The sequence below is a fragment of the Rhodococcus sp. AB351 genome (assembly GCF_049538275.1).
In the GTDB taxonomy this organism is placed as follows: Bacteria; Actinomycetota; Actinomycetes; order Mycobacteriales; family Mycobacteriaceae; genus Rhodococcus.
The window spans coordinates 70,034-89,516 of sequence record NZ_JBMVFW010000001.1 but is presented as its reverse complement, the minus strand read 5'-3'; the positions used below and the strand labels follow the sequence as shown (position 1 = coordinate 89,516).

Below are 19,483 nucleotides of genomic sequence, written 5' to 3'. Positions count from 1 at the left end.
AAAGATCGACAAAGCGATGCGGCCGATAATGCCTCGTTATGTTAACTAGTAGATTGGTTATTCGCGCAGACTGCGAATGCAACCCCCTGCCGCCACCGCCGAGGAAGATGCCGCGGCGGTTCGTCCGAGCGCGACCTGTCGGCACGAACCAGCGATCCGCAGCCATGGCCGCTGCCAGTCCGGACGCACGTCGATCGACTCGGACACCTGCTATTCACCTCGGCACGATCGATACCCCGCGTCGATGACAAGGACCATCCCGCGTAGTGGCATGCCGGCCGAAAGACGCGACAACCGACCGCGGCGCTCGTCATGGGCAACCCAGAGACGGTCGCCTCCGTGCCGTCGGTTGGTCTTCTCGGCATGATTTTGATGGATAATCACCGTTATCCATCGAATAACCGTCACGAGTTGCGTACCACGCGAACCCGTGACGCCCACCATGGTGGAACGCGACAACCCCTCCGTGTCGACCGGCTCACGCAGGCGCTGAACTGCGGGTTCCCTGCCCATCCGTGGCGCTCCGCCTCCTCGCCGAATCCCGATGTCACACGCTCTCGCGAGGGATGTTCACCCGGTCAACGGATCTTCCCCACCCTTCTGACCTGGGGACCTTGACCCACATTCGCCATTTCCCGCCCGGTACCTCGAAATGGAACAAGATCGAGCACCGATTGTTCTCCCGGATCACCATGAACTGGCGGGGCCGGCCGTTGACCAGCCACGAGGTCGTGGTCAAGACCATCGCCTCCACCCGCACCCGCACCGGGCTACGCGTGGAGGCCGAACTGGACACCGGCGAGTATCCGACCGGGATTTCGGTGGGCCGAGACGAGTTGCGCGCGTTATCCATCCGCCCGCATGCCCAGTGCGGAACGTGGAACTACACCATCGAACCGACCCACACCGATACCGCTGCGGCTGTCGGCCGCGACCGGGAAGGCGAACGTGCCGCGGTCCTTGCGTTGCTCGCCGACCCCCGCCTGACCGGCATGACCGGTGCCGAGTTGGACGAACTCACCGCCCAATTGGCTTCGGTGCAGGCCGCCCGCGCCGAGCAACGCCGCTGGCACCAACGCGGCGGGCGGCGCCGCCGGGCGCCGGGTGCCGGCAAGCGGCGGTTGATCTCGGACGCCGCCGCGCTGCTGATCACCCTCGTGTATCTGCGGCAGGTGTGCTCCCAGCGGGTGCTTTCGGAACTGCTCGGGGTGAATCCGAACTCCATCGGCGAGATCATCGCCGAAACGCGGATGCTGCTCGACGAGCGTGGTCACCACGTCACCCCGATCATCGGGTTGCGGTTGAGCACCGCCGCCGACCTTGTCGGATTTGTCCGCGAGGACCGGGTACTCGGTCCCGCCCCGAATCGGCTGCTCCCCGAAACGTTGTCGCATCCGGCGCTGACCGGCATGGGTCGCCGGCAACTGGACGAACTCGTCGAACGTCTCGCCGTTCGGCAAGCCGCCATGGTCGAACGACGCCGCTACGCCCAACGTGGCGGCGAGCGGATGCCCGGCGGCCGCGGCGGAATCTTCCTTCAGAAGATCACCGATGCCGAACGTGTCCTGGCCACGGTGCTGCATCTGCGGCGACTGTGCACTCGCGCTGTCCTTGCCGAACTGTTCCAGGTCAGTCCGCGCACCATCGGTAATGCGCTGCTCGACGTGCGACCACTGCTCGAACAGGACGGCTACATCCCGGTGCCGGCACCCATCCGCTACCGCACCGCCGCCGAACTTCTCGCTGCCATACCACCGCACGAGAGCGACACCAGCGAATCGATACATTAATTTCTTACAGCTACAGTGCGTCCGGCATCGTTGCCAGGACGCGCCGGGCAGGGTCGCGCCGATCGCGGACACCAGGCCGGCGTGGGCGTCGGAGGTCACCAACTGCACCCCGGACAGGCCTCGGGCGACCAGCCCGCGGAAAAGCTCAGCCAGCCGGCGCCGTCCTCGGCGGAGGTGACATCGACACCCAGGATTTCGCGGTAGCCCTCGGCATTGACGCCGACCGCCACCAGGGTGTGCACGTTGACCACCCGCCCGTTCTCCCGCACTTTGAGCACCAGGGCGTCGGCGGCGACGAACGTGTAGGGACCGGCGTCGAGTGGCCTGCTGCGAAAGGCTTCGACCTGCTCGTCCAACTCTTTCGCCATGACGCTGACCTGCGACTTCGACAACGACGTGATCCCGAGGGTGTCGACGAGTTTCTCCATCCTTCGGGTGGAGACCCCGAGCAGGTAACAGGTCGCCACCACTGAGGTCAGCGCTCGTTCGGCCCGTTTGCGGCGTTGCAGCAACCAGTCGGGAAAATACGATCCTTGCCGCAACCTGGGGATGGCGACGTCGAGGGTGCCGACCCGGGTATCGAAGTCCCGATGCCGGTAACCATTGCGGACGTTGACACGGTCGCCGGAACGTTGGCCGTAGTCGGCCCCGCACAACACGTCGGCTTCGGCGCTCATCAGGGCGTCGATGAACATCGACAACAACTCGCGCAGCAGATCAGGGCTGGCGCCGGTGAGTCGGTCTTCGACAAGTCGGCGCAGGTCGATATCGTGGGCAGTGGTCATCGCGTGGTCCTGTCTCAAGTGACTTTGGTAGGTCTCTTCGAGAATCACGCGGTGGCCGTCTTTCGTTCGGTTACGACACGCCCGCAGGGTCATTCGGCTGCGGCTCGTACACCATCTTCATGGACGCAACCTCCCGCCCGAGCGGAGCATCGACGCGCAGGCTTGGGTGATCTCACCGGCGCCTCACCGCGACGTCACGGGCGTTGGCATTCGTCGAGATAGCCGCCTCGCTCTAGAACTGCAGGACCGTCCCGGAGCGGGGGAAAGCATGCTATCCCGCATTGGCAAGCCCTTGCGCGCGCGTCCGGCGAAACACTACCGAGATGGTGTCGAGCTCCCTGGGGAGCACCGAGTCCGCAAACAACCAGCGCACGAGTGATGCCACAGCGGGGCCTCAACCGAAGAAACCGTCGAACTGGCCGTTCCAAGTGCGGTCTCTGTTTCTTCTGTGTTACGGGCCACAAATGGGTCTTGCGCAATCGCACGGCATAGCGCAAACTCAAGTGCATCCAAAAGTGTATGCACTTTGAAGGAGTGTCTTGCCGATGCAAGAAACCACCGCGTCATCACGCCCGTTGTCGACAGCCGATCAACGGTCTGCAGAGGTAACCGACTTCATGCTCTACGAGGCTGAGCTACTCGATGATCTGAATGAGCGGCAATGGCTTACGGAACTGGTCAGTGCGGACATCGACTACCAGGTCCCGGTACGTGAAACAGTCGAACGCGCCCGTGGAACCGGATTCTCCACCAGCACTTTCCACCTTCGCGAGACTTATGGATCTCTCGAATCGCGGGTGACGCGGGGTGAGACGAAGTACGCATGGGCTGAGGATCCGCCGTCTCGGGTACGACATTTCGTCACCAACATCCGGGTCCGCCCCCATGAGAGCGGTGACGAACACCTGATCCGAGCCAAGAGCAACATCCTCATCTACCGCACCCGGCAGTCCCAGACCGCCCCCCAAATGCTCTCCGGCGAACGCGACGACATCTTCTGTCGCGAGAACGGCGAACTCAAGCTGCTGCGTCGGATCGTGTACTTGGACTTGAGCGTTATCGGCACGCACAACCTCTCGCTTTTCTTCTGACGATGATATCGAGCGCCCCTCGCTCGCAACTCACTTCGATCACCAAACCAGGAGTCCACGCATGAAGCCTGCGTCGAATCAGGGTTCGCTCTCCCCTCGGGTCCAGAAACTGATGGACCGCATCGAGAGCGGACTTCCAGAGGGCAGAATCCCATCCGCCATCATGGGAAACCCCGAGGTTTACCAGACAGAATTACGCAAGATCTTCGGCCGAGCCTGGGTCTACCTGGCCCACGAGTCCGAAATCGAAGCGAACGGCGACTACGTGGTCCGTAAGATCGGTGAGGACTCCTTCGTGGTCACCCGCGACGAACTCGGCAACATCAACGTCCTGTTCGATGCCTGCCGGCACCGCGGAGTGCAGATCTGCCGCTCCGACTCGGGCAATTCCTCACACTTCCGGTGCCCCTACCACGGTTGGACCTACGCTTCGGACGGCTCACTCGTCGGCGCTCCACTGTGGAAGAACGCCCTGAGCAACATGAGCAAAGAGAACAACGCCTTGGCTCGTGCGGCCAAGGTCGAGTCCTTCCACGGCTTGATCTTCGCTACTTTGGATCCCACCGCGCCTGCGTTGCGCGAATATCTCGGTGGCATGGCCTGGTACCTGGATCTGGTTTTCGGCCTCGACAAGGACGGCGTCGAGATTCTCGGCAAGCCACAGCGTTTCATAGTCGACGCAAACTGGAAGTCCGGTTCTGACAACTTCTCCGGCGACGACTATCACCTGGGCACCCTGCACAAGTCGGTATGGAGCATCGGAGCCTTCCCGGTTCCTTTCAGCGAAAACATGATGGGCTATCACATTCAGGCCTCGCCCGGACACTCACTGTCCTTCTCCATGGCCGAGTACGCCGACGAACCCGGACCCAATTTCTTCGGCTTCCCCCCGTCACTGGCAGAACACTTCGACAGCGTCAACATCACGCCGGAACAACTCGAGGTGGCACGCCGCTCCCGAGTCTTCGTCGGAAACGTATTCCCGAACTTCTCCATTCTCGCCCTGCCGATGTCCGAGGACGGCGCACACCACGCACCGACCGGCATCCTCACCATCCGCACCTGGCAACCGAAAGGACCAGGACAGATCGAGATCTGGAATTGGTTCGTCGGGTACAAGAACATGACCCCGGAACAGAAGGAACGCACCTACCGGGCCGGACTCGGCACGTTCTCTTTGGGCGGCTCGTTCGAAATGGACGACACCGAGCCATGGCTCAGTGTCACCAAGAACGGCGGTTCCGTTGCTGCCGAGCTCCTGGATTTCGAATTGAACTACGAAATGGGCCTTCCGGGAATCGGTATGGCGACACCGGTGTCCGACTGGCCTGGACCGGGTCGTGTCTTTTGGACGCGATACGAGGAAGGTGTCCAGCGAAACATGTACGCGTTCTACGCGGACATGATGCGGGCAGAGCCCGGCGAGTGGCCGGAGTTCCAGTTTTGACCCCGCAACCGACCGCCGAATCACAACTGCGCGAACGCTACCGGCGAAGCGGACTACTCGGAACTCTGACTCCCGGAAATAATCCCGGCCTGATTGTGGTGGACCTGCAGTACGGCTTCACCGAATCACAGTACGGCCCGGGATTCGACCTCAACGACGTCGTAGCCGCGACCCGCATTCTGGTCGACACCGCTCGCGCCCACAGTGTGCCCGTGTACTTCACAACGATCGCTTTTCCACCGGATGACGGGATCGGAGCCACCTGGCTGCGGAAGATGCCTGCAATGCGGGGTTTGCGTCACGGACATCGAAGTGTGGAGATCGACGCCCGGCTCGGCAGGCAGAAAGATGAACTCCTCGTGGTGAAGCAGACCGCGTCGGCTTTCGCCCACACCAATCTCGTTGATCGACTGACCACAGATGCAATCGATACCGTGATCGTCGTCGGTGCCACCACTTCGGGGTGTGTCCGTGCGACAGTGGTCGACGCCTGTGCGGCGAATCTTCCGACCTTCGTAGTCCGAGAATGCGCAGGAGACCGTGAACGCGGCCCGCACGATGCCGCGCTCCTCGACATCGATGCCAAGTACGGCGACGTCATCTCACTGGAGGTGGCACAACACATCATCACAGAGTCGTTCAACGACAGAGACACCAAGGGGTTGTCATGACAGCTGTAGCCGAATCGGCCCTGTACCGCGCCCCCGGTACCGACGCTCCGGCCAGCGTCGTCGGCGACACCCCGGCCCGCTTGGTTCTCCCCGAGACCTCATCCGGCCCTCTTGGACTGGCACAAGAACAGGCCCTCGGATACTTCGGCCCGACCGTGCAACCGGATGCCTTCATAGCCGAACTGGAGCACTCCGGGCTCCGCGGCCGAGGCGGAGCCGGGTACCCTACAGCACGCAAGTTCGCAGCTGTCGCCGCAGCGAAGGGCGAAAAGGTGGTCGTCGCGAACGGCCATGAAGGCGAACCTGCGTCGACGAAGGACCGCTGGCTTCTGCGCTACCGCCCACACCTCGTAATCGACGGCCTGTTCCTCGCCGCAGCGGTCACCGGCGCGTCAGAAGCGATCGTCTATGTCTCCGATCCGGCTGCCGCCGCCTCGGTCGAAGATGCCATCGCCGAACTTGTGACCGCCGGACTCGTTCCAAACGGATTCACCCTGCGCACCCACCGTGCCGAGCACACCTACGTAGCAGGAGAAGAGTCCGCCGTGTGCCGATCGATCGACGGTTTTGCCGCAAAACCGACTTCGAAGCCACCCCGGCCGTACGAATCCGGAGTTCGCGGCCTACCCACGCTGATCAACAATGTCGAAACGCTGGCGCATGTAGCTTGGATCCGGCGGCACGGCGCAGCAAGCTTCTCTCAGACCGGCTCCGCGACATCCAGTGGGACCGCCCTTTTCACGATAACCGGTGCAGTGTCCCGTCCCGGCGTCTACGAAATGTCGCTCGGCAAGACCATCGACGACCTGATCACGGCTGCCGGCGGTGCCACCTCGAGCATCGGTGGTCTGATGCTCGGTGGCTGGTTCGGCGGCATGCTTGCCGGTGACCGCTCCGAACTGATTTGCTGCTACGACGCGGTACGCAAAGCAGGAAGCGGACTTGGCTGCGCCGCGGTGACCGTCCTGGGCGAACACGACGACCTTGTCGAGATCGCGGCAGAACTCAGTGCCTGGTTCCAAGCCGAGTCTGCGATGCAGTGCGGTGTCTGCGTAAGCGGCACCGCGGCGATCGCCCGTGCCTTCCGGCAGATACAGCGTGGGGACGATCCAACCCTGCACCAGGAGAACCTGATGCGTTGGGGCGCCACCGTGGCCGGGCGCGGTGCCTGTGGATTTATCGACGGTGCCGCCGCGCTGGCTCGTACAGCCGGCGTCGAACTGGCTCGACGCAGTGAAAACAAGGAGTCCTGACGATGCGTGTGACAGTCGATCCCACCAAATGCGACGGGTACGGAACCTGCTTCGACATGTGCCCGTCGGTATTCCGCGCCGACGACTGGGGTTACGCCTCGACCAAAGGGGACGGCTCTGTACCTGTGGACGACGAGATAACGGTTCGCCGCGTGATCACATTGTGCGCAGAGAACGCAATCCGTGAAATCACCTGACTAACAATCTTTTTCAAATAGATCAGATTCAAGGAGTAGACGTGTACCTGGGACTCGAGAACGGCATCGCGCTGGTCACTGCAGCCTCGAAAGGAATCGGCCGGGCCACCGCCGAACGTCTGGCCAACGAGGGCATGACCGTAGTTGCCACGTCTCGATCGGCGGGACCGACCATCGAGGAGCACGGCCAGGGCCGCATCGTCCCACTCCCCCATGACCTCTCAGACGCTGCCACGACCGCAACACTGGTGAATCAGGTCGTCGAGCGGTTCGGGCGCCTGGACGTCATGGTTCTCAACACACCCGGCCCCCGAATCCTGCCCGCCCTGGACGTCGACTGGCAGGACTGGCAGGCAGCGCACGATCTGCTGCTGCGACCGGTGGTCCAGCTCGGCACCGCCGCCGCCAAGACCATGCGTAGGCAAGGCAGCGGCGCTATTGTGCTGCTGTCGTCCACCTGGGTGCGACAACCCGCCCTCGGTGGCGTCCTCTCCTCGTCGTACCGCTCGGCAGCGTCAGCGTTCGTCAAGACCCTGGCCCTCGAGCTCGGCGGCACCGGAGTCCGAATCAACCAAGTCATGCCGGGTGCCACTGGCACCGATCGGATGCAGGGCATCGTCGAGATGAAGTCGACGACCAACGGCACCACGGTCGATGAGGAGATCGCCAAAGTGGTCAAGGACATCCCGACGGGCAGATGGGGCGAAGCCAGCGAGATCGCCGATGCCGTTGCTTTCCTCGTCTCGGAACGATCTTCGTTCATCACCGGCACCGCTCTACCCGTCGACGGGGGCGCTGTCCGCGCCTCCCACTAACTCGTGCCGCCCGAACCCCCGACATCAATCACAGTTCCGAGAAGGAGCAAACCGTGCCGAAAACACTGACCGAGAACTTCGTTGAACAGTTCACACTCTGCAAGGTCACCGCCGACGAAACCATCGGCATCATCGCCGAACTAGGACAGAAAGAGGAGTATGTCGCTGCTGCAGTCGCCGCTGCACGTCAGCTCGGAGCCGGCGCTCTCGTCCTGCATGCCTCGAGCCTGTCGAATCCGATGCTGCCGCCGTACACCGCCGACGGCCGCGAGGTCGCACCTCTGCTGGCCGCGGCCGGTGAGTGCGATTTCGTTGTCGACGTCACCGTCGGTGGCCTCATCCACTCCGACGTCCGTACCCGGATCACCGGCAACGGCAAACGAATGCTGTTCGTAGCCGAACCGTCTGACGTACTCGAGCGGTTGATCGGCGACTCGGACCTGCGTGGTCGCGTGGAAACCGGTGGGAACGCATTGCGCTCGGGTTCCACTTTGCAGGTGACCAGTGCTGCAGGAACAGATCTCACCGCCGACATCTCCGGTGAAGATCTGCCCATCACTCACCAGTGGGGATACGTCGACGAGCCCGGCCGATGGGATCACTGGCCCTCAGGCTTCGTCGCCTGCTTCCCTAACGACCGGACCGCAGAGGGCAAGATCGTGCTGCAGCCCGGCGATGCACTGATCCCGTGGCAACGCTACGTCCAGGACACGGTGACCATCGAGGTCGAGAAGGGCTTCATAACGAAGATCTCCGGTAGGGGCACCGACGCCCACGTACTCAACGACTACTTCGAAGCCTGGGGCGACAGCGAAGTATGGGCTCTGAGCCACATGGGCTGGGGTCTGCTCGAGCGGGCCCGCTGGTCTGCGTTCGATGTGTACGACCCGCGCACACTCTACGGACAGGAACTGCGTTCAACCGCAGGAAACTTCATGTGGTCCACCGGCTCGAACCGATTCGCGGGCCGCGAAACCCCCGCCCACCTCGACGTGCCGATGCGCAATTGCACCGTCGAGATCGACGGAGCCGCCGTCGTGCGTGACGGCGTGCTAGTGCAGGAGTGAGCATCATGGACAAGAACGCGATCGAACAAGCCATTCTGGCCATGGCTCGCGACACAGAGCTGCTTGCCACAATCAAGGCACAGCCCGAGCGCGCCCGCGAACTGCTTGGTGTCGACCAGGAATGGGCCGAGATCATCATTACCGGCAACCGCGACCGGTTGCGCGCTGTGGGCCTCAACGACGGGCTGACGATCCTGGTCAGCCGATGGTTCAAGGACGACCTCAATGACTCCTCCAGCCAAGGTGGATTTGTAGTCGACGAGTCCATCCCAGTGCCGGCAGCGGCACTGCCGGACAACCTCGTCTTCGCAGGCGGCTGTTCGCACGTGCCGGATCTTCTGGCCAGGCCCGAGATCGATCCCGAAGTCGCGGTCGATCGACTCCTCGTGGGGTATGAGAAACTCAAGCAGGACCTCACCGCTGCTGATCCCGACGTACTGTTGGTTTCTGCGGATTGCCACTTCCAAAGTTTCGACACAGGGCACTTCGTGATCGGCACCGGCGATTGCCACCAGGGTTCGATGGAGTTCTTCAAGCGCCCGGACCTCGACCTCACCCTGGTCGGGCAGCGAGCCTTCGCCACCGCTCTCGCCGACGCGGTTCGCGCAGCGGGTCAGGAGGTGGAGGAGGCACCACATGTCGAACTCGACCACGGACTTGTCGTGCCGTTACGGCTGATCCTTCCGCGACCGGATCTGCCGGTGATCCCGGTGATCACCCAACCAGCACGATCGTTCTCACCGTTCAATGCGCGCCGTTTCGGTGAAGCAATGCGCCCAATCGTCGAACAGTCCGGTCTCAAGGTCGCTTTCCTCGCCACCGGCGGGCTTTCGCATTGGCTCGACCCCGGCCACTTCGGTGGTGTGGACGTCGAGTTCGACACATATCTACTCAAGTTGATCGAAACCGGGCGCGGCCTCGACATGTGCTCGTTGGAGCCGTTCCCGCTACTCGAGCATGGCCAGTACGAGATCATGAACTGGATGATCATGCTCGGGCTGGTCGGTCCGGGCGTGCGTGGCGAGGTCTACGCCTACGAGCCGATGGAAGCTTCGGGTGGCGGTTGGACCGTGGTCAACATGGACCTTGCGCAGGCGGCTGCCGAGCGAAACGTAAAGCCTGCCGGACACACGGAAGTACAGCTATGACCACATCTCGACACCTGGCGGTGGGCCTGACTCAGTGGCACGCAACAGCAGACCCGGAAGCGAACCTGTCTACCGCGTTGCAACTGATCGAGGAGGCTGCCGGCAGCGGAGCGGCGATAGTCGTTCTTCCCGAGAACGGTCTGATGCTCGGCACCAATACGGCGATGCGTGAGGCGGCCTTCGACCTCGACGCAGTTCCGGTCAAGGAACTGTGCGCCGCAGCCCGGCAGCACTCCGTCGTGGTTGTGCTGGGCGGGATGAAGAACCGGACCAACGATGGAATATACAACTCTGCTCTGGTTGTCGACCGGGACGGCACTATCGTAGGACGGTACGACAAGCTGCATCTGTTCGACGCCAACATCGATGGTCAGTCCTTCGAAGCGTCCTCGGTAGAACGTCCGGGCAGCGCACCGGTTCTCCTCGACGTCGATGGGGTACGTATCGGACTGACAATCTGCTACGACGTCAGGTTCCCAGAGCTGTCCCGAGAACTCGCTGCCGCCGGAGCCGAGGTTCTCCTGGTTCCTGCAGCTTTCGTCAGGTCCACCGGCGAGGCTCACTGGCACACGCTGCTACGCGCCCGTGCAATCGAGAACCTCGCCTACGTGGTGGCCCCCGCCACCGTGCATTCACCGACATCCGAGTACGTGGACGCATTTGAAACCTATGGTCATGCTCTGGTGATCTCACCGTGGGGTGAGGTACTCGCCGACCTTGGAGAATCACCCGCGGCGGTGACCGTTGTCGATCTCGACCTCGACGCAGTAGGCGCGGCGCGAGCCAAGCTACCGGTCCTGGCCGGCCGACGCGGCTTCGACGTGTATGGCGCTACACCCACGATCATTTCGATCGGAAGCGACACTTACGACAGGAGCGACGATGAGTGAGGCATCAGCAACGGATCGACTGCCGGTGCAGGATTTACCTACGGGCGTAGTCCGAGCCGACGACTGGAACGGTGTGGGCAACGAGTTCACCGGGGTGCAGTACCGCAAGGTCTGGACCCGCAACGGTGAACGATTGGAGCTGTACGTTCCGCGGGCGGAGAAACGAATTTTGCTCGACGCCATGATGCTGGAAGTGCTTGCCGGGCAGGAACCGGGTTTCTTCACCTCGATGATCGCAGCTCAACTCGGATCCGACGAGAGCTCGTGACAGCGAGTGGGACTCGTCGAGGATTGGCGGTCGATGAAATCCATGCGACCGTACGAGACCGGATCATCTCCGGAATCTATCGGCCAGGGACCGTACTGTCTCAAGTCGAGTTGGCAGCGGACCTGAGTGTGTCCCGTACTCCGCTACGCGAGGCACTGCGCCGCCTCGAATCGGAGAAACTGGTGATCAGCCGGATCAACAAAGGAGTGGTGGTAGCTCCACTCGAGTTATCAGATGTCGAAGCATCGTACGCCTTGCGATTGCTGATCGAGCCGGCTCTCGTGCCGTCGATGATTGATCGGGTCACCCCCGGGGATCTCGCGGCCATGGAAGGCGCACTGATCATGATGCGGAAACCCGGCATCTCAGCACGCGCCTTCCAACATTCCCATCGGAGTTTTCACCGGATTATGCTGCGCCGCTATCCACCGGCGATGAGCCGTGTCGTAAAAGAGCACCTCACTGTAACCGACCGCCACCAGCAGCTTTACTTCGCGGATGCCGATGTGGTACGGGACGTGGTGAAGACCGACGCGATGTTCCTGGCTGCGGTGCGCGACCAGGAGGTGCTCATCGCACGGAAGCTGCTCGAATTCCACCTGCTCGACGCTGCATTGGGCATGATCATGACCCGCGATCCGAGTCATACATTCAGTTCGCTTCCCGTAGCCCTCGAAGCCACCCCCATCACGCTGTCCGCACTCGATAACCTCGGGCGTGGAGGGCGCGCCCGAATTGATTGGGCAGACGGTCGTTTCGATGATTTCCCCGAGTTGTGTACCAAACATCTGACCTCTGCTGGACCGGACCGGGTCTACCCGAGACCAGTACCCCTGTTGGTCTTTCCCATTGAGAACGAAGGATAGGAAGCAAATGAAGGACAACTATCGGATCGGAATGATCGTTCCGAGTTCGAACACGACGATGGAGACCGAGATTCCAGCGATGCTTCGCGCGCGGGAAGAGATCCGGCCCGAGCGTTTCACGTTCCATGCGTCACGGATGCGGATGCAGCATGTAACCCCCGAGCAATTGGCCGCGATGGACGCGGACTCGTTGCGGTGTGCCGCGGAACTGGCTGATGCTCGAGTCGATGCGATGGCCTACGCCTGCCTAGTGGCGATCATGTCGCAGGGACGTGGATATCACAATGAGTCCGAACCGAACCTGGCTCGGGTCGCAAAGGAAGAAAGCGGTGAGGATATTCCCGTGCTCTCCTCTGCCGGTGCCCTCACCGAAGCCCTGGCACATCTCGGCGCCAAGAAGATTGCTGTGGTGACCCCATATATGAAGCCCCTCACCGAGACTGTGTGTGACTACATCGAGCACGAAGGTTTCGAGGTAACCGGCTCTCTGAGCCTGGAGGTCCCGGACAATCTGGCCGTGGGCCGACTGGATCCGCAGAATTTGCTCGAGCATGCGGCACGGGTGGACACCAGCGGCGCCGACGCCCTGGTCATCAGTGCGTGCGTCCAAATGCCGTCACTACCGGTGCTCGACCCCCTTCAGCAACAGTTCGACATACCGGTGTTGTCTGCAGCGGCTGCCACGACCTGGCGCCTGCTTGGCAGCCTGGGCCTCGACCCGGTCGTTCCGCGCGCCGGAGCTCTGCTCGCACCCTGATGTCGTGCCGCCGAGCAGATCAAAGACGTCCTCGTGCTCAGGTGATCTGTTCATGCTCCGAGCCCTGTCGGCTCGATCGAAGGCTCGGAGCAGCTCATTACTTTTCTCCAGCCAGGCCGGGAACGACGACTGTTCGGTACGACCGGCCTCACAAACTCTATTCACGTCGGTCTCGTCGACTCAGCGTGTCGGGACGAAAAACAGGAGCATCAATGACATTTGAAGCGCTCTTCGAGCCGGGCCGGATCGGAACCCTCGAGATTCCCAACCGGATCATCAAGTCCCCGCAGAGCACCGCCACCGCCAATTCGGACGGCACGGTGACCCAGCGCACGGTCAACCATTACCGACGGCTCGGCGAGGGCGGAGTCGGCCTGGCCATGGTCGAGTACAGCCATGTCGACGACGACGCCAGCAAAGCGATTCACAATCAGATCGGCGTGAGCCGCCGCGAGCACGTTGCGGGACTCGGTTGGCTCGCCGACGAAGTGCATTCCACAGGCGCCAAAGTCGGACTACAGATTGCCCATGGCGGTCGGCAGAAGTTCCTCGGCACCGCACCGATCAAGTCTGCGTCGAACTCCTCGTGGAAGGACGTGGAGATGCAGTACGGCGTCGTCCCCACGCCGATGACTCTCGACGAGATAGACCGAGTCGTCATCGCCTTCGGAGAGGCTGCCGCCCGTGCTCACGCCGCACGATTCGACCTGGTCGAAGTGCATGCCGGGCACGGTTACCTCATCACCAACTTCCTCTCGCCGCACACCAATTTCCGCACTGATGAGTACGGCGGCAGCTTCAGGAACCGCTCCCGCCTACTGCTGCGCATCGTCGATTCGATCCGTGCCGCGGTGCCACGGGATTTTCCGCTGAGTATCCGACTGTCGGTGACGGACTATGAAGACGACGGCATTCCGGTCGAAGAGACTGTCGAGCTGTGCCGCCTGCTCGAAGCCCATGGGGCCGACGTCATCCATGCCTCGGGAGGCCATCACGCCGGCATGGAATGGGAGGTCAGCCCCTGGTATCAGGTCCGCGCTCCGCACCGATGGGGGTGGGAGCAAATCAAGGAAGCCGTCGATATCCCGGTGATCGCCTCGGGATCACTGGTCAGTCCCGAGATAGCCGAAGAGATCATTGCCTCTGGGTCCGCGGACTTCGTTTCTCTCGGCCGGGCGATGCTTGCCGACCCGGACTGGGCCCGCAAAACCCGTGAGGGCCGCCTCCTGGAAATCACGCCGTGCATTCGGTGCAACGACGGTTGCCTCGACCGAGGCTTGAACAAGGGCCGTAGCGTCGGCTGTAGCGTCAACCCTACCGTGGCGGAGGAGGGACGCTTCCCCGTCGAATCGTCTCCCACCAAAAAACGAGTCGCCGTGGTCGGTGGCGGGCCGGCCGGTCTGCGAAGCGCCGCGCTCCTACACGACCGGGGACACGACGTCACTGTCTTCGAACCGAATCAGCTCGGTGGGATGCTCACACACGCAATGGGATCGAAGGTCAAGCAGGACTTGTCGGCGCTGGTTGCACACCTGATTCACGAAGTCGAGCGCCGGGGCGTAACGGTGCTGCGTACCATAGCCGAGCCCTCTGAACTCCTCCGAGGCGATTACGATACCGTCGTCCTGGCGAACGGCGCTCCGCTACGTGAGGCCACTTTTCCGATCACCGGTTCGTTGCCGGTCATTCCGGCCGCCGAGGTCCGTGCCGACACACCGTATGCGGGGCAGATCGTGGTGATCGGTGGTGGACTGCACGGGTGTGAGGTCTCGCTGCGGCTCACCGAAGCGGGAGCGTCGAAGGTGATTCTGCTCGAGCAGGGCGAATCACTGCTGCGCGGTAACGAGGCGTTCACCGATGTCGAACGTTTGCCTGCATTCCTCGAAGGTGCCGGTGTGGATATCCGTCTGGGCACGCGTGTGACGGCCGTCGAGGCCGACGGGGTGCGCGTGGTCGCGGACGGGGAGGAAGAGTTGATCGCTGCCGACAGCGTCGTGGTGGCGCTCGGCCGGACCGCTCCCGGCGACGAGCTGGGGGCCGAGTTGCGGGCCGCGGGACTCGAGGTTCATATTGTGGGTTCGGCCGAGCGTCCGGGGCGGGTGTTCGATGCGATTCACTCTGCGTTTTTCGCCTCACGTCTGATCTGAGGCGCGGGTCGGTGGGGGGACGAGCAGAAGGTTCGAGGTTTGTCGATGGGGTAGTACCGGGTCAGCGTCCGACCAGTAGATCCGCGCCGGACGCTGAACTCGTCCCGCCTCGTCGTGGTCGAGTGTGATGCCACGTCCACGCATCGCCACCAGCAGGGCGTCGAATTCGTGGTCCGGGTCGGCGTCGACGACCAGTCCCACGGCCGCGTCGACGAGATGGAACTCCATGATTCGTCGGGCCGAGCCGGCGTTGCGGGCGATGATGGCGTTGAGGAAGTCCTGGTCCAGCTCGACGAAGTCGTCGGGGGTGCGCTGGTGCGAGAGGTACACACTCTGGTGTCGGTGGATCATCGTGTGTAGGGACCGAGTCAGATCCCTGAACGACGGCGGGTAGCGCACCAGTGCGACGTCGTGGAAACGTTGGTGCGCTATCTGGAAACGCCGACTGTGTCCTCGGTTGTCGTTCATGTCGGCCAATGCCGCCCGCATGGCAGCGATGTCGTCCTGAGTGAGGGTGTCGATGATTGCCGCCACCGTGGGTGGTTCGACCAGTAGTCGCAGTGCGTAGTGCTGTTCGGTATCGGAGTTGACGATCGGAGCAACATGCATCCCTCGATTAGCATGTGCGACGAGCAGACCGTCCGCTTCGAGTCGCTGCAGCGCCTCGCGCAACGGAGTGCGGCTGACGTTGAATTCGGCAGCCAATTGTTCTTGGGACATGCGCTGACCGGGCGGGTACTCCCCTGAGATGATTCGGTCTTGCAAGGCTTTGCAGAGATCATCGACTGTGGTTCCGGATCGAATACGCGCGGTGTTGGAAGTCATGACCGTCCTTGATCGTGTGCCGTAGCAATCTGCATACAGTTTGCACCTCTACGTAGAGATCGTGTCCCTCTGCGGAACCCGGCACGCGCCACAGTCTCTTGAATCTCCGCGTCAACCGTTGGGCCGCAACGGAAACGCATCCGTTACCCGAGGGGGGTTCCATTTAACGTGATTCTCCCTACACTCAATGGAACTGTATTCAGTTATGTACACACTTGGAGGTGTGCGTTGCCCGCTCTATCGCCCCCCAGCAAGGACTCTGCCGGAAGCACCCCCGACGAGAACTTCAGTACCGTCGCGGTACCTACCACCATCCGCCTCGGCCGATGGCAGGTCACCATGTCGTTCTGGTCTCTGCTCAGTGCAATGGTCTGGCTGTTCTACGGCGCCCTCGCCGCAAGCCTCTACGGAACCCGCGACGCAATCATCGCGATCGTGCTTGCGACAATCGCCTTTGCCGTGATCAACGCCGCGATGACGCGACTAGGAATACGCCACGGACTGAACTCCACCCTGCTCACCAAGACCATCTTCGGACGATGGGGCGCCTTTCTGACAGCATTGCTGCTCGCAGCAACCGTGCTCTACTACGCGGTATTCGAGTCGAGCACCCTCGCGGTGGCCTTCCAGGCCTACTTCGACGCCGGCGACATCCGTATCTGGTACGCCGTGGTCGTTCTCGCAATGCTGCCGCTGATGCTCGGCAGCGTCCAGTCCTGGATGGGCAAACTCAACGGCGTCCTGTTGCCGTTCTACTTCATAGGCCTGATCGCAGCCGTGATCGCCGCCCATATCAAGTTCGGCTCCGACTCCTCCTGGCTGGACTACAGCGGGATCGTCCCCGCCGAAGGCCGCTCACTCCCCGGCTGGGTGCTATCGGCGATCCTGTACATGGGCATCTTCGTGAACATGCCGACCACTGTCGATTTCGCACGTTTCGCCAGGAAAGAGGATGAACGCTTCCACGAAGTCGTCACCTTCGGCGGAGTGTTCTACCTGGTCCTGTTCCTGATCAACGGCCTTGCCGGCATCTACCTCGTGCAGACCGTACTTCCCGACCAAGAAGCCTCCGAAATCGGCGTGGTCCTGGCCATCCTCGCAAGCCTCGGATTTGCCGGTCTCCTGTTCATCGTGGTCTCTCAAACCCGCGTCAACAGCCTGAACTACTACGTCTCCACCACCAACTTCGAACGCATCCTCAGCGGTTTCACCTCGATCCGACTCCACCGCGCAGTGTGGGTCTCCGGCGTCGCCACCCTCGTCTTCCTGTTGATGCTCACCGATGTATTCAGCTACCTACAAGCAGCCCTGACCTGGCAAGGCCTGCTCGCCGTCGGCTGGGTCGGCGTGGTGCTCACCCACTTCGTACTCGATGCCACCGACCGCACCGAAGGACCCGTCTACGACGACACCCAACTGCCCCGCATCGGACGAGGCCTGATCGCCTGGATCGTACCGGCCCTCGTGGGCATCTTCCTATTGGAAAACGACATCGTTCCGCCAGTACTGGCCCAATCGGCACAGTTGATCTCCCTGGCACTGTCGATCGTGCTCTACACAGTCATCTACTTGACCTTCGGCCCCAGACGAACGGCACCCATCACGGATTCGGACGGGACCGAACTCGCCGTCCCCTCCCAATCCTCCCATTGACGAAACAAGTTGAAAGGAAAATTCTTTCATGAAAATCTACGGTCTCGGATGGGTCGGTTCCCGCACCGCCAACTTCACCGCCATGCGTGATTTCGTCGCCGACAAACTCGGCCTGACGATGACACTCGACCAGGAGAACGCAGTCGTCTTCGCGTTCCCGGACGGCAGCGCCTTCGAGGTGTTCAAACCGACCGACGACGACCATTCCTTCTTCGAACACCCGGTACCCGGCCTCCTTGTCGACGACGTCCGGGAAGTGCGCGCCGAACTCGAGACCAAAGGCGTAGAGTTCCTCGGCGATGTACACACAGGCGTCGCCGACTCGTGGGGAACAGCCTGGTCACACTTTCGCGCCCCCGACGGACAAATCTACGTTCTGATCAGCCGCCCCCAACGGCACCCGACCGACACCGTGCGCGCCTTCGACGAACTGAGGATCTGCCTGCGCGTCGACGACCTCGACGAAGCTGTCCACACCTACCGCGACGGGCTCGGACTCCCCGTGGTCGACGAATGGACCCACCCCGGCGGACAACGTGGAATCCTGTTCGGCGTTGCTCCCGCCGCCATCGAACTGTTCGACGGCCCGCAATGGGACCTCGTCGACGACTCGGAGACCGGACAACGGACCGGCACCGACCATGCACTCCGTGTCGAAGTACGTGACCGAACCGAAATCGAATCCCTTGCAAAGAGACTCGAGTCCACCGGTGTCGGACGCACCGGAGAAATCGTCCACACTCCCTGGGATCAGGACTGCCTGCGGATGACCGGAGGCGACGGCCGTCAATTGACGCTCTTCACCTTGCCCCAGGAAGAACGGGCCGTCCGGGAAGAAGCCCGCTCGAGACTCCCCTACTGACATTCACCCACATCCACCGGGGTGCCGGTGCAATACCCGCGCCTTACGTCGGCAGCCCGGACTCATCCGTCCACTCGGGACACTCCCAGTGGACAACAACGAGGAGCAAACGAAACACCATGGGAGCATTGGACGGACAAATCGTCGTATTGACCGGCGCCGCAGCAGGAATCGGCCGTTCAGTCGTCGCCCGCTACGTCTCCGAGGGTGCCTCCGTCGTCGCCGTCGACATCTCCGATCGAGTACACGACCTCGCCGACACCCTCGGACCGGCCGTCGTCCCGGTCGTCACCGACGTCGCGACCTGGGAAGGAAATCAGATAGCAGCCGACGCCGCACTCGAGCGCTGGGGCCGGATCGACGTTTTTGTCGGCAATGCCGGCATCACCGACAGCGCACGCCCCCTTGAAGACATTCCCGGAAACGTACTACCTACCGCATTCAATGAACTATTCGGCGTCAACGTCCTCGCCCCGCTGCTCGGCGTACGAGCGTGCCTCGACGCATTGATTGCCTCGCGCGGCAATATCATCCTGACCGGCTCTTTCGCCAGCACCAACGCTGCCGGAGGCGGCCCTCTGTACACGGCCTCCAAACACGCAGTACACGGCCTAATTCGCCAACTCGCCTACGAACTTGCACCAGACGTCAGAGTCAATGGTGTAGCACCTGGTGTTGCACCCACTCGACTACGTGGGACGAGCGCACTAGGACAGGAATCCGCAAACTCCGTCCTCGAAGGCACCGACACAGCCTTGCCATTGCAGGCGGTAGCCCCGACCGATGCCTACGACAGTATCTTCACTACGCTCGCCTCTCGACACGACTCCGCTGCCATGACAGGCACTCTCGTGACTGCGGACAGCGGCCTCGCAGTCCGCGGTATTGCCAGGCCCGGTGGCCGCGTGCCGGTGCGGCCCAGGTGAAGCCCTCCGGGGGCTCGCCCGGGCC

The 19,483-nt window shown here is 62.3% G+C and carries 18 protein-coding genes and 1 pseudogene; 17 read left to right on the top strand and 2 right to left on the bottom strand.

Annotated elements, in window-relative coordinates; genetic code table 11:
• Positions 1-515 precede the first annotated feature (515 nt).
• The gene (locus ACPCXD_RS00470) at positions 516-1,790 is read left to right on the top strand and encodes an ISAzo13-like element transposase-related protein (RefSeq protein WP_423658807.1); all 1,275 of its coding nucleotides are present in this window, start codon (positions 516-518) and stop codon (positions 1,788-1,790) included.
• A gap of 15 nt (positions 1,791-1,805) precedes the next feature.
• Here ACPCXD_RS00470 and ACPCXD_RS00465 read toward each other — a convergent pair.
• A pseudogene (locus ACPCXD_RS00465) lies at positions 1,806-2,575 on the bottom strand (IS256 family transposase); the annotation flags it as partial.
• A 545-nt stretch (positions 2,576-3,120) separates the two neighbouring features.
• On the opposite strand from ACPCXD_RS00465, the gene ACPCXD_RS00460 reads away from it, so the two are divergent.
• The 13 genes from ACPCXD_RS00460 (at position 3,121) to ACPCXD_RS00400 (ending at position 15,192) form a co-directional block, all read left to right on the top strand.
• Positions 3,121-3,666, top strand: a complete 546-nt coding sequence (locus ACPCXD_RS00460) for an aromatic-ring-hydroxylating dioxygenase subunit beta (protein ID WP_423657843.1) — start codon at positions 3,121-3,123, stop codon at positions 3,664-3,666.
• Positions 3,667-3,727: 61 nt separating this feature from the next.
• On the top strand, positions 3,728-5,113 hold the full coding sequence (locus ACPCXD_RS00455) for an aromatic ring-hydroxylating oxygenase subunit alpha (protein ID WP_423657841.1): 1,386 nt from the start codon (positions 3,728-3,730) through the stop codon (positions 5,111-5,113).
• The gene (locus ACPCXD_RS00450; protein WP_423657839.1) at positions 5,110-5,784 is read left to right on the top strand and encodes an isochorismatase family protein; all 675 of its coding nucleotides are present in this window, start codon (positions 5,110-5,112) and stop codon (positions 5,782-5,784) included. Before ACPCXD_RS00455 ends, ACPCXD_RS00450 begins: the two co-directional genes overlap by 4 nt.
• On the top strand, positions 5,781-7,037 hold the full coding sequence (locus ACPCXD_RS00445; protein WP_423657837.1) for an NADH-ubiquinone oxidoreductase-F iron-sulfur binding region domain-containing protein: 1,257 nt from the start codon (positions 5,781-5,783) through the stop codon (positions 7,035-7,037). The genes ACPCXD_RS00450 and ACPCXD_RS00445 overlap by 4 nt, the downstream gene beginning before the upstream one ends.
• 2 nt (positions 7,038-7,039) lie before the next feature.
• Positions 7,040-7,234 carry a ferredoxin gene (locus tag ACPCXD_RS00440; RefSeq protein ID WP_423657835.1) on the top strand — a complete coding sequence of 65 codons (195 nt, stop codon included), beginning with the start codon at positions 7,040-7,042 and terminating at the stop codon, positions 7,232-7,234.
• A gap of 41 nt (positions 7,235-7,275) precedes the next feature.
• Entirely contained in the window at positions 7,276-8,049 is a 774-nt protein-coding gene (locus ACPCXD_RS00435) for an SDR family oxidoreductase (RefSeq protein WP_423657833.1), read from the top strand.
• A gap of 53 nt (positions 8,050-8,102) precedes the next feature.
• On the top strand, positions 8,103-9,116 hold the full coding sequence (locus ACPCXD_RS00430; RefSeq protein WP_423657831.1) for a 2,5-dihydroxypyridine 5,6-dioxygenase NicX family protein: 1,014 nt from the start codon (positions 8,103-8,105) through the stop codon (positions 9,114-9,116).
• 5 nt (positions 9,117-9,121) lie between these two features.
• Positions 9,122-10,264, top strand: coding sequence for a DODA-type extradiol aromatic ring-opening family dioxygenase (locus tag ACPCXD_RS00425; protein ID WP_423657830.1), 1,143 nt, complete (start codon positions 9,122-9,124; stop codon positions 10,262-10,264).
• Positions 10,261-11,154 carry a carbon-nitrogen hydrolase family protein gene (locus ACPCXD_RS00420; RefSeq protein WP_423657828.1) on the top strand — a complete coding sequence of 298 codons (894 nt, stop codon included), beginning with the start codon at positions 10,261-10,263 and terminating at the stop codon, positions 11,152-11,154. The genes ACPCXD_RS00425 and ACPCXD_RS00420 overlap by 4 nt, the downstream gene beginning before the upstream one ends.
• Positions 11,147-11,422 carry a hypothetical protein gene (locus ACPCXD_RS00415; RefSeq protein WP_423657826.1) on the top strand — a complete coding sequence of 92 codons (276 nt, stop codon included), beginning with the start codon at positions 11,147-11,149 and terminating at the stop codon, positions 11,420-11,422. Before ACPCXD_RS00420 ends, ACPCXD_RS00415 begins: the two co-directional genes overlap by 8 nt.
• On the top strand, positions 11,419-12,288 hold the full coding sequence (locus tag ACPCXD_RS00410; protein WP_423657824.1) for a GntR family transcriptional regulator: 870 nt from the start codon (positions 11,419-11,421) through the stop codon (positions 12,286-12,288). The genes ACPCXD_RS00415 and ACPCXD_RS00410 overlap by 4 nt, the downstream gene beginning before the upstream one ends.
• A gap of 7 nt (positions 12,289-12,295) precedes the next feature.
• Positions 12,296-13,045: a maleate cis-trans isomerase family protein gene (locus ACPCXD_RS00405; RefSeq protein ID WP_423657822.1), complete on the top strand. Its 750-nt coding sequence runs from the start codon at positions 12,296-12,298 to the stop codon at positions 13,043-13,045.
• Positions 13,046-13,257: 212 nt separating this feature from the next.
• The gene (locus tag ACPCXD_RS00400; RefSeq protein WP_423657820.1) at positions 13,258-15,192 is read left to right on the top strand and encodes an oxidoreductase; all 1,935 of its coding nucleotides are present in this window, start codon (positions 13,258-13,260) and stop codon (positions 15,190-15,192) included.
• Here the strand turns inward: ACPCXD_RS00400 and ACPCXD_RS00395 are convergent.
• Positions 15,178-16,017, bottom strand: a complete 840-nt coding sequence (locus ACPCXD_RS00395) for a GntR family transcriptional regulator (protein ID WP_423657819.1) — start codon at positions 16,015-16,017, stop codon at positions 15,178-15,180. The two genes, ACPCXD_RS00400 and ACPCXD_RS00395, sit on opposite strands and share 15 nt — an antisense overlap.
• Positions 16,018-16,383: 366 nt before the next feature.
• Between ACPCXD_RS00395 and ACPCXD_RS00390 the strand changes: the two genes are divergently transcribed.
• The 3 genes from ACPCXD_RS00390 (at position 16,384) to ACPCXD_RS00380 (ending at position 19,458) form a co-directional block, all read left to right on the top strand.
• Complete coding sequence (locus ACPCXD_RS00390) at positions 16,384-17,670, top strand: purine-cytosine permease family protein (RefSeq protein WP_423657817.1); 1,287 nt, start codon at positions 16,384-16,386, stop codon at positions 17,668-17,670.
• Positions 17,671-17,698: 28 nt separating this feature from the next.
• Positions 17,699-18,532 carry a VOC family protein gene (locus ACPCXD_RS00385; protein ID WP_423657815.1) on the top strand — a complete coding sequence of 278 codons (834 nt, stop codon included), beginning with the start codon at positions 17,699-17,701 and terminating at the stop codon, positions 18,530-18,532.
• A gap of 119 nt (positions 18,533-18,651) precedes the next feature.
• The gene (locus ACPCXD_RS00380) at positions 18,652-19,458 is read left to right on the top strand and encodes an SDR family NAD(P)-dependent oxidoreductase (RefSeq protein ID WP_423657813.1); all 807 of its coding nucleotides are present in this window, start codon (positions 18,652-18,654) and stop codon (positions 19,456-19,458) included.
• The last annotated feature ends 25 nt before the right edge of the window (positions 19,459-19,483 follow it).